We start from the raw sequence: 6726 nt of genomic DNA, 5'->3' as shown, positions 1-6726 counted from the left end.
GATTACCAGGGTGATCCGGCGGCGGTGCAGGCCACGGCCGAGGAGATCGCCTACCTGTGCGCGGCGGCGGGCGAGTACTTCGCCACGCCGGTCCGCGCGCAAGACGTGGTGTGGAGCTATTCCGGCGTGCGGCCGCTGGTCGACGACGGCGCCTCGGCGGCGCAGGCGGCGACGCGCGACTACGTGCTGGCGCTGGACACGCCGGAGGGCGGGGCGCCGCTGCTGAGCGTGTTCGGCGGCAAGATCACCACCTACCGCAAGCTCGCCGAGGCGGCGCTGGCGAAGCTGGCGCCGCACCTGCCCCTGGCCAACGGCTCCTGGTCGGACCGGGCGCCGATGCCGGGCGGCGACTTCGCGGTGGACGGAACCGGGGCGCTGATTACGGAGCTGCGCGCCCGCTACCGCTTCGTCGAGCCGGAGCACATGGCGCGGCTGGTGCGCGCCTACGGCACCCGCACGCGCGTGCTGCTGGGCAGCGCCACGCGCGCGACGGACCTGGGGCGGCGCTTCGGGGCGGACCTGACGGAAGCGGAGGTCCGCTACCTGATGGCGGAGGAGTGGGCGCAGACGGCCGAGGACGTGCTGTGGCGCCGCTCTAAGCTCGGCCTGCGGCTGGCGCCGGCCGAGGTGCGGGAACTCGAGGATTTCATGGCCGCGGCGCGCGCGAGCATCGATGCGGCGGCGGAATGACGGGAGGAACGACGCGGTGAGCCTGGTCCTGGACACGGTCAGCATGCATGTGGGCGGGCACACCCACATCGAGCAGGTGTCGCTGACGCTGGAGCGCGGCTCGCTGAACGTGCTGCTGGGCCCGACGCTGTCCGGCAAGACGTCGCTGATGCGGCTGATGGCCGGGCTGGACAAGCCCTCGGCCGGGCGCGTGCTGGTGGACGGGCGCGACGTGACCGGCGTGCACGTGCGCCAGCGCTCGGTCGCCATGGTCTACCAGCAGTTCATCAACTACCCCTCGCTGACGGTGTACGAGAACATCGCCTCGCCGCTGCGCGTCGCCCGCCGTCCGAAGGCCGAGATCGATCGCAAGGTCCGCGAGGCCGCCCGGCTGCTGAAGCTGGAGCCCTACCTGGACCGCACGCCGGCGCAGCTCTCGGGCGGCCAGCAGCAACGCACCGCCATCGCCCGCGCGCTGGTCAAGGACGCGCAGCTGGTGCTGCTCGACGAGCCGCTGGCCAACCTGGACTACAAGCTGCGCGAGGAGCTGCGCGAGGAGCTGCCGAAGATCTTCGCCGCCAGCGGTGCCGTCTTCGTCTACGCCACCACCGAGCCGGCGGAGGCGCTGCTGCTGCGCGGCAACACGGCGACGCTGTGGGAGGGACGGCTGGCGCAGTTCGGCCGCACGCCGGACGTCTACCGCCGCCCGGCCAACATCACCAGCGCGCGCGTGTTCTCCGACCCGCCGCTCAACACCATGCGGGTGCACAAGCGCGGCGCCCAGGTGGTGCTGGACACCGGCGACGCCGAGGCGGCGCGCGGCGTGCTGGCCGGGCTGCCGGACGACACCTACACCGTCGGTTTCCGCGCCGACTACCTGTACCTGCGCCGCCCCGACGCCGAGGCGATCGCGGTGACCGGCACCGTGGCGGTCAGCGAGATCACCGGTTCCGAGAGCTTCGTGCACGTGGACGTGCCGCGCGCCGACGGCGGCAGCGACCGCTGGGTGGCGGTGTCGCGCGGCGTGCTGGACGTGGAACCGGGCGAGCGCATCGAGGTCTTCATCGACCCGCGCCGCGTCTTCGCCTTCGGGCACGACGGCACGCTCGCGGCCGCGCCGCCGCTGGCCGTGGCGGCGTGAGGGGAGGGGAGCATGGCCCGCATCGACCTTCAGAACCTGGCGCACAGCTACGTCCCCAACCCCAGGGGGCCGCAGGACTACGCGCTGAAGCGGATGGACCACGTCTGGCGGCAGGGCGGCGCCTACGCGCTGCTCGGGCCGTCGGGCTGCGGCAAGACCACGCTCTTGAACATCATCTCCGGCCTGCTGGTGCCCAGCGAGGGGCGGGTGCTGTTCGACGGTAAGGACGTGACCGGGCTGCCGACCGAGGCGCGCAACATCGCCCAGGTGTTCCAGTTCCCGGTCGTCTACGACACCATGACGGTGTACGAGAACCTCGCCTTCCCGCTGCGCAACCGCGGCCTGCGCGGGCTGGCGGTGGACGCGCGGGTGCGCGAGATCGCCGAGCTGCTCGACCTCACGCCCGACCTCAAGCGGCGCGGCAGCGGCCTGACGGCGGACGCCAAGCAGAAGATCTCGCTGGGCCGCGGCCTCGTGCGTCCGGACGTCGCCGCCATCCTGTTCGACGAGCCGCTGACCGTCATCGACCCGCACCTGAAGTGGGAGCTGCGGTCCAAGCTGAAGGCGCTGCACCGCGCGCTCGACCTGACGATGATCTACGTGACGCACGACCAGACCGAGGCGATGACCTTCGCCGACACGGTGGTGGTGATGCACGACGGCGCGGTGGTGCAGATGGGCCGCCCGCAGGAGCTGTTCGAGCGCCCGGCGCACGTCTTCGTCGGCCACTTCATCGGTTCGCCCGGCATGAACGTGCTGCCGGCGACCGTCTACGGCCGCACCGCGCACGTCGGCGGGCACGAGATCCGGCTGGCGCGCGGCTACCCGCCCATCGCGGCGAACCGCGTCGAGATCGGCGTGCGGCCGGAGTTCGCGACGCTCGGCCCAGCAGGTTCCGGCGTGCCGGTGCGGGTGCGCCGCATCGACGACCTGGGCCGCGTCCGCCTCGCCAAGGTGGAGCTGGCCGGCATCCCGATGGCGGCGACGGTGCCGGAGGCGATGCCGCTGGTGGGCGACGAAGCCTCGCTGACGTTCGAGCGGGACATGGTGCACGTCTACGCCGACGGGCATCTGGTGGAAGGGGAGGCGGCATGATGGACAAGCCGGTCAACCAGGGAGCATGGCTGCTCGTCCTGCCGGTGCTGCTGATCGTCGCCTTCTCGGCGATCGTGCCGCTGATGACGGTGGTCAACTACTCGGTCCAAGACACGTTCGGGAACAACCAGTTCTTCTGGAACGGCATCGGCTGGTACCAGGAGCTGCTGGACCCCTCCACCGACCTGGGCGGGCGCTTCTTCGACGCGCTGTGGCGCAACCTGCTGTTCTCGTTCCTGATCCTCGCCATCGAGGTGCCGCTGGGCATCGCCGTGGCCTTGAGCATGCCGCGCCAGGGCTGGCGGGTGGCGGCAACGCTGGTGGTGCTGGCGCTGCCGCTGCTGATCCCCTGGAACGTCGTCGGCACCATCTGGCAGATCTTCGCCCGCGAGGACATCGGCCTGCTGGGGTGGGTGGTGAACCACCTGGGCATTTCCTACAACTACACGGCCGACCCGCTGTCGGCGTGGGTGACCATCGTCACCATGGACGTGTGGCACTGGACCTCGCTGGTGGCGCTGCTGTGCTACGCCGGGCTGCGCTCCATCCCCGACGCCTTCTATCAGGCGGCGCGCATCGACGGCGCGTCGCGCTGGGCGATCTTCCGCAACATCCAGCTGCCGAAGATGCGCCGGGTGCTGCTGATCGCCGTGCTGCTGCGCTTCATGGACAGCTTCATGATCTACACCGAGCCGTTCGTCGTCACCGGCGGCGGCCCCGGCAACTCGACCACCTTCGTCTCCATCGACCTCGTCAAGCTGGCGCTCGGCCAGTTCGACCTGGGCAAGGCGGCGGCGCTGTCCATCGTCTACAACCTGATCATCCTCGCGGTTTGCTGGGTCTTCTACACGGTGATGACCCGCATGGATTCGCAAAGGAGCTAGAGCCATGCTGCGCGCGCGGATCGTGCTGGGCCTCTACATCGTCTTCCTGCTGCTGCCGATCTACTGGCTCGTCAACATGAGCCTGAAGACCAATTCGGAGATCGTCAGCGGCCTGACGCTGTGGCCGCACACTCTGACGTTCGAGAACTACACGAAGATATTCACCGATCCGTCCTGGTACTCGGGCTACATCAACTCGCTGCAGTACGTGGCGCTGAACACGGTGCTGTCGATCGCGCTGGCGCTGCCGGCGGCGTACGCCTTCTCGCGCTACCGCTTCGTTGGCGACAAGCACCTGTTCTTCTGGCTGCTGTCGAACCGCATGGCGCCGCCGGCGGTGTTCGCGCTGCCGTTCTTCAACCTGTACTCGGCCATCGGGCTGTTCGACACGCCGTTCGCCGTGGCGCTGGCGCACTGCCTGTTCAACGTGCCGCTGGCGGTGTGGATCCTCGAAGGCTTCATGTCCGGCGTGCCGCGCGAGATCGACGAGACCGCGTACCTCGACGGCTACGGCTTCCCGCATTTCTTCGTGAAGATCTTCACGCCGCTGGTGGCCAGCGGGATCGGCGTCACCGCCTTCTTCTGCTTCATGTTCAGCTGGGTCGAGCTGCTGCTGGCGCGCACGCTGACCTCGGTGGACACCAAGCCCATCGCCGCCACCATGACCCGCACGGTGTCCGCCGCCGGCATGGACTGGGGCCTGCTGGCCGCGGCCGGCGTGCTGACCATCGTGCCGGGCGCCTTGGTGATCTGGTTCGTGCGCAATTACATCGCCAAGGGCTTCGCCCTCGGCCGGGTGTGAGGAGGAAGCCATGGAACACCTCGCCTGGATGGCCTGGACGTGGCAGACCGGCGTGTTCTTCGCCGTGGTCGCCGGCCTGCTGGCGCTGCTGACCGCGCTGGCCGTCAACCGGCCGGAGATCGCGCGGCCGGGGATCCTGGGGATCACCACCACGCGCGGCGACCGGCTGTTCATCGCGCTGCTCGGCAGCGCCTTCATCCATCTCGCGTGGCTCGGGCTGGTCGGCCCGGAGCTGGAGATCGCGTCGGGGCTGGCGCTGCTCTACGCGGCGGCGGTGTTCCGCTGGGTGTGAATCAAAACTGGGGAAGGGAGGAAACCATGCGCAAACTCTGTCTGGCCACCGCGTCCGCGGCGGCCCTGCTGATCGGTTCGGCGCCGGCGTTCGCCGACATGGAGGCGGCGCGCCGCTGGGTGGACAGCGAGTTCCAGCCCTCGACGCTGTCGAAGGAGGAGCAGCTCAAGGAGCTGGAGTGGTTCGTCAACGCCGCGAAGCCCTTCGCCGGCATGGAGATCAACGTCGTCTCCGAGACGATCACCACGCACGAGTACGAATCCAAGGTTCTGGCCAAGGCGTTCAGCGAGATCACCGGCATCAAGCTGCGCCACGACCTCATCCAGGAGGGTGACGTCGTCGAGAAGATCCAGACGCAGATGCAGTCGGGCAAGAACATCTACGACGCCTGGATCAACGACAGCGACCTGATCGGCACGCACTTCCGTTACAAGCAGGCGGTGCCCTTGAGCGACTGGATGACCGGCGAGGGCAAGGACGTCACGCTCCCCAGCCTGGACGTCGACGACTTCATCGGCAAGTCCTTCACCACCGGCCCGGACGGCAAGCTGTACCAGCTGCCCGACCAGCAGTTCGCCAACCTCTACTGGTTCCGCTACGACTGGTTCCAGCGCGCCGACCTGAAGCAGAAGTTCAAGGCCAAGTACGGCTACGAGCTGGGCGTGCCGGTCAACTGGTCGGCCTACGAGGACATCGCCGAGTTCTTCACCAACGACGTGAAGGAGATCGACGGCGTTAAGGTCTACGGCCACATGGACTACGGCAAGAAGGACCCGTCCCTGGGCTGGCGCTTCACCGACGCCTGGCTGTCCATGGCCGGCAACGGCGACAAGGGCATCCCCAACGGCAAGCCGGTGGACGAGTGGGGCGTGCGCATGGAGGGCTGCCGCCCGGTCGGCTCGTCGGTCGAGCGCGGCGGCGACACCAACGGCCCGGCCGCCGTCTACTCCATCGCCAAGTACGTGGAGTGGCTGAAGAAGTACGCGCCGCCGCAGGCCGCCGGCATGACCTTCTCGGAATCCGGCCCGGTGCCGGCGCAGGGCAACGTCGCCCAGCAGATCTTCTGGTACACCGCCTTCACCGCCGACATGGTGAAGCCCGGCCTGCCGGTGGTGAACGCCGACGGCACGCCGAAGTGGCGCATGGCCCCGTCGCCGCACGGCGCCTACTGGAAGGACGGCATGAAGCTCGGCTACCAGGACGCCGGCTCGTGGACGCTGCTGAAGTCCACGCCGCTGGAACGCCGCAAGGCCGCCTGGCTGTACGCCCAGTTCACCATGTCGAAGGCGGTCAGCCTGAAGAAGAGCCACGTCGGCCTGACCTTCATCCGCGAGAGCGACATCTGGGACAAGAGCTTCACCGAGCGCGCGCCCAAGCTGGGCGGCTTGATCGAGTTCTACCGCTCGCCGGCGCGCGTGCAGTGGACGCCGACCGGCGTCAACATCCCGGACTACCCGAAGCTGGCGCAGCTCTGGTGGCAGAACATCGGCGACGCCTCGTCGGGCGCCAAGACCCCGCAGGCCGCCATGGACGCCCTGGCCGCCGCGCAGGATTCGGTGCTCGAGCGCCTGGAGAAGTCCGGCGTGCAGGGCGAGTGCGGGCCGAAGCTGAACAAGAAGGAGAAGCCCGAGTTCTGGTTCGCCAAGGCGGAGAAGGACGGCAACATCGCGCCGCAACGCAAGCTGGCCAACGAGAAGCCGAAGGGCGAGACCGTCGACTACGACGAGCTGATCAAGTCGTGGCCGGCCAATCCGCCCAAGAAGGCGGCGATGAAGTGAGCATGGGGGCTCGCGCGGCGGGCCCCCTTCCTCCCACGGCTTCGCCGCGGGCCCCTCCTTCCCCC

General features: G+C 69.0%; 7 protein-coding genes. All 7 read left to right on the top strand.

Annotated elements, in window-relative coordinates:
- Window positions 1-690 (top strand): glycerol-3-phosphate dehydrogenase C-terminal domain-containing protein (locus ACRWK7_RS18615; RefSeq protein WP_431857778.1); only part of this gene is annotated, 690 nt, incomplete at its 5' end.
- A 16-nt stretch (window positions 691-706) separates the two neighbouring features.
- Window positions 707-1810, top strand: a complete 1104-nt coding sequence (locus ACRWK7_RS18610) for an ABC transporter ATP-binding protein (RefSeq protein WP_431857777.1) — start codon at window positions 707-709, stop codon at window positions 1808-1810.
- 12 nt (window positions 1811-1822) lie between these two features.
- A complete protein-coding gene (locus ACRWK7_RS18605) occupies window positions 1823-2905 on the top strand; it encodes an ABC transporter ATP-binding protein (protein ID WP_431857776.1) in 1083 nt (360 codons plus the stop codon).
- Window positions 2905-3789, top strand: a complete 885-nt coding sequence (locus ACRWK7_RS18600) for a carbohydrate ABC transporter permease (protein ID WP_431857780.1) — start codon at window positions 2905-2907, stop codon at window positions 3787-3789. Before ACRWK7_RS18605 ends, ACRWK7_RS18600 begins: the two co-directional genes overlap by 1 nt.
- A gap of 4 nt (window positions 3790-3793) precedes the next feature.
- Window positions 3794-4591, top strand: a complete 798-nt coding sequence (locus ACRWK7_RS18595; protein ID WP_431857775.1) for a carbohydrate ABC transporter permease — start codon at window positions 3794-3796, stop codon at window positions 4589-4591.
- A 10-nt stretch (window positions 4592-4601) separates the two neighbouring features.
- Window positions 4602-4883 (top strand): DUF2160 domain-containing protein, encoded by a 282-nt coding sequence (locus ACRWK7_RS18590; RefSeq protein ID WP_431857774.1) that lies wholly within the window; start codon window positions 4602-4604, stop codon window positions 4881-4883.
- A gap of 26 nt (window positions 4884-4909) precedes the next feature.
- A complete protein-coding gene (locus tag ACRWK7_RS18585; protein WP_431857773.1) occupies window positions 4910-6661 on the top strand; it encodes an ABC transporter substrate-binding protein in 1752 nt (583 codons plus the stop codon).
- Window positions 6662-6726 lie beyond the last annotated feature (65 nt).

It is taken from the genome of Azospirillum sp. (assembly GCF_050789165.1).
This window is presented reverse-complemented; position numbering and strand designations above follow the sequence as displayed.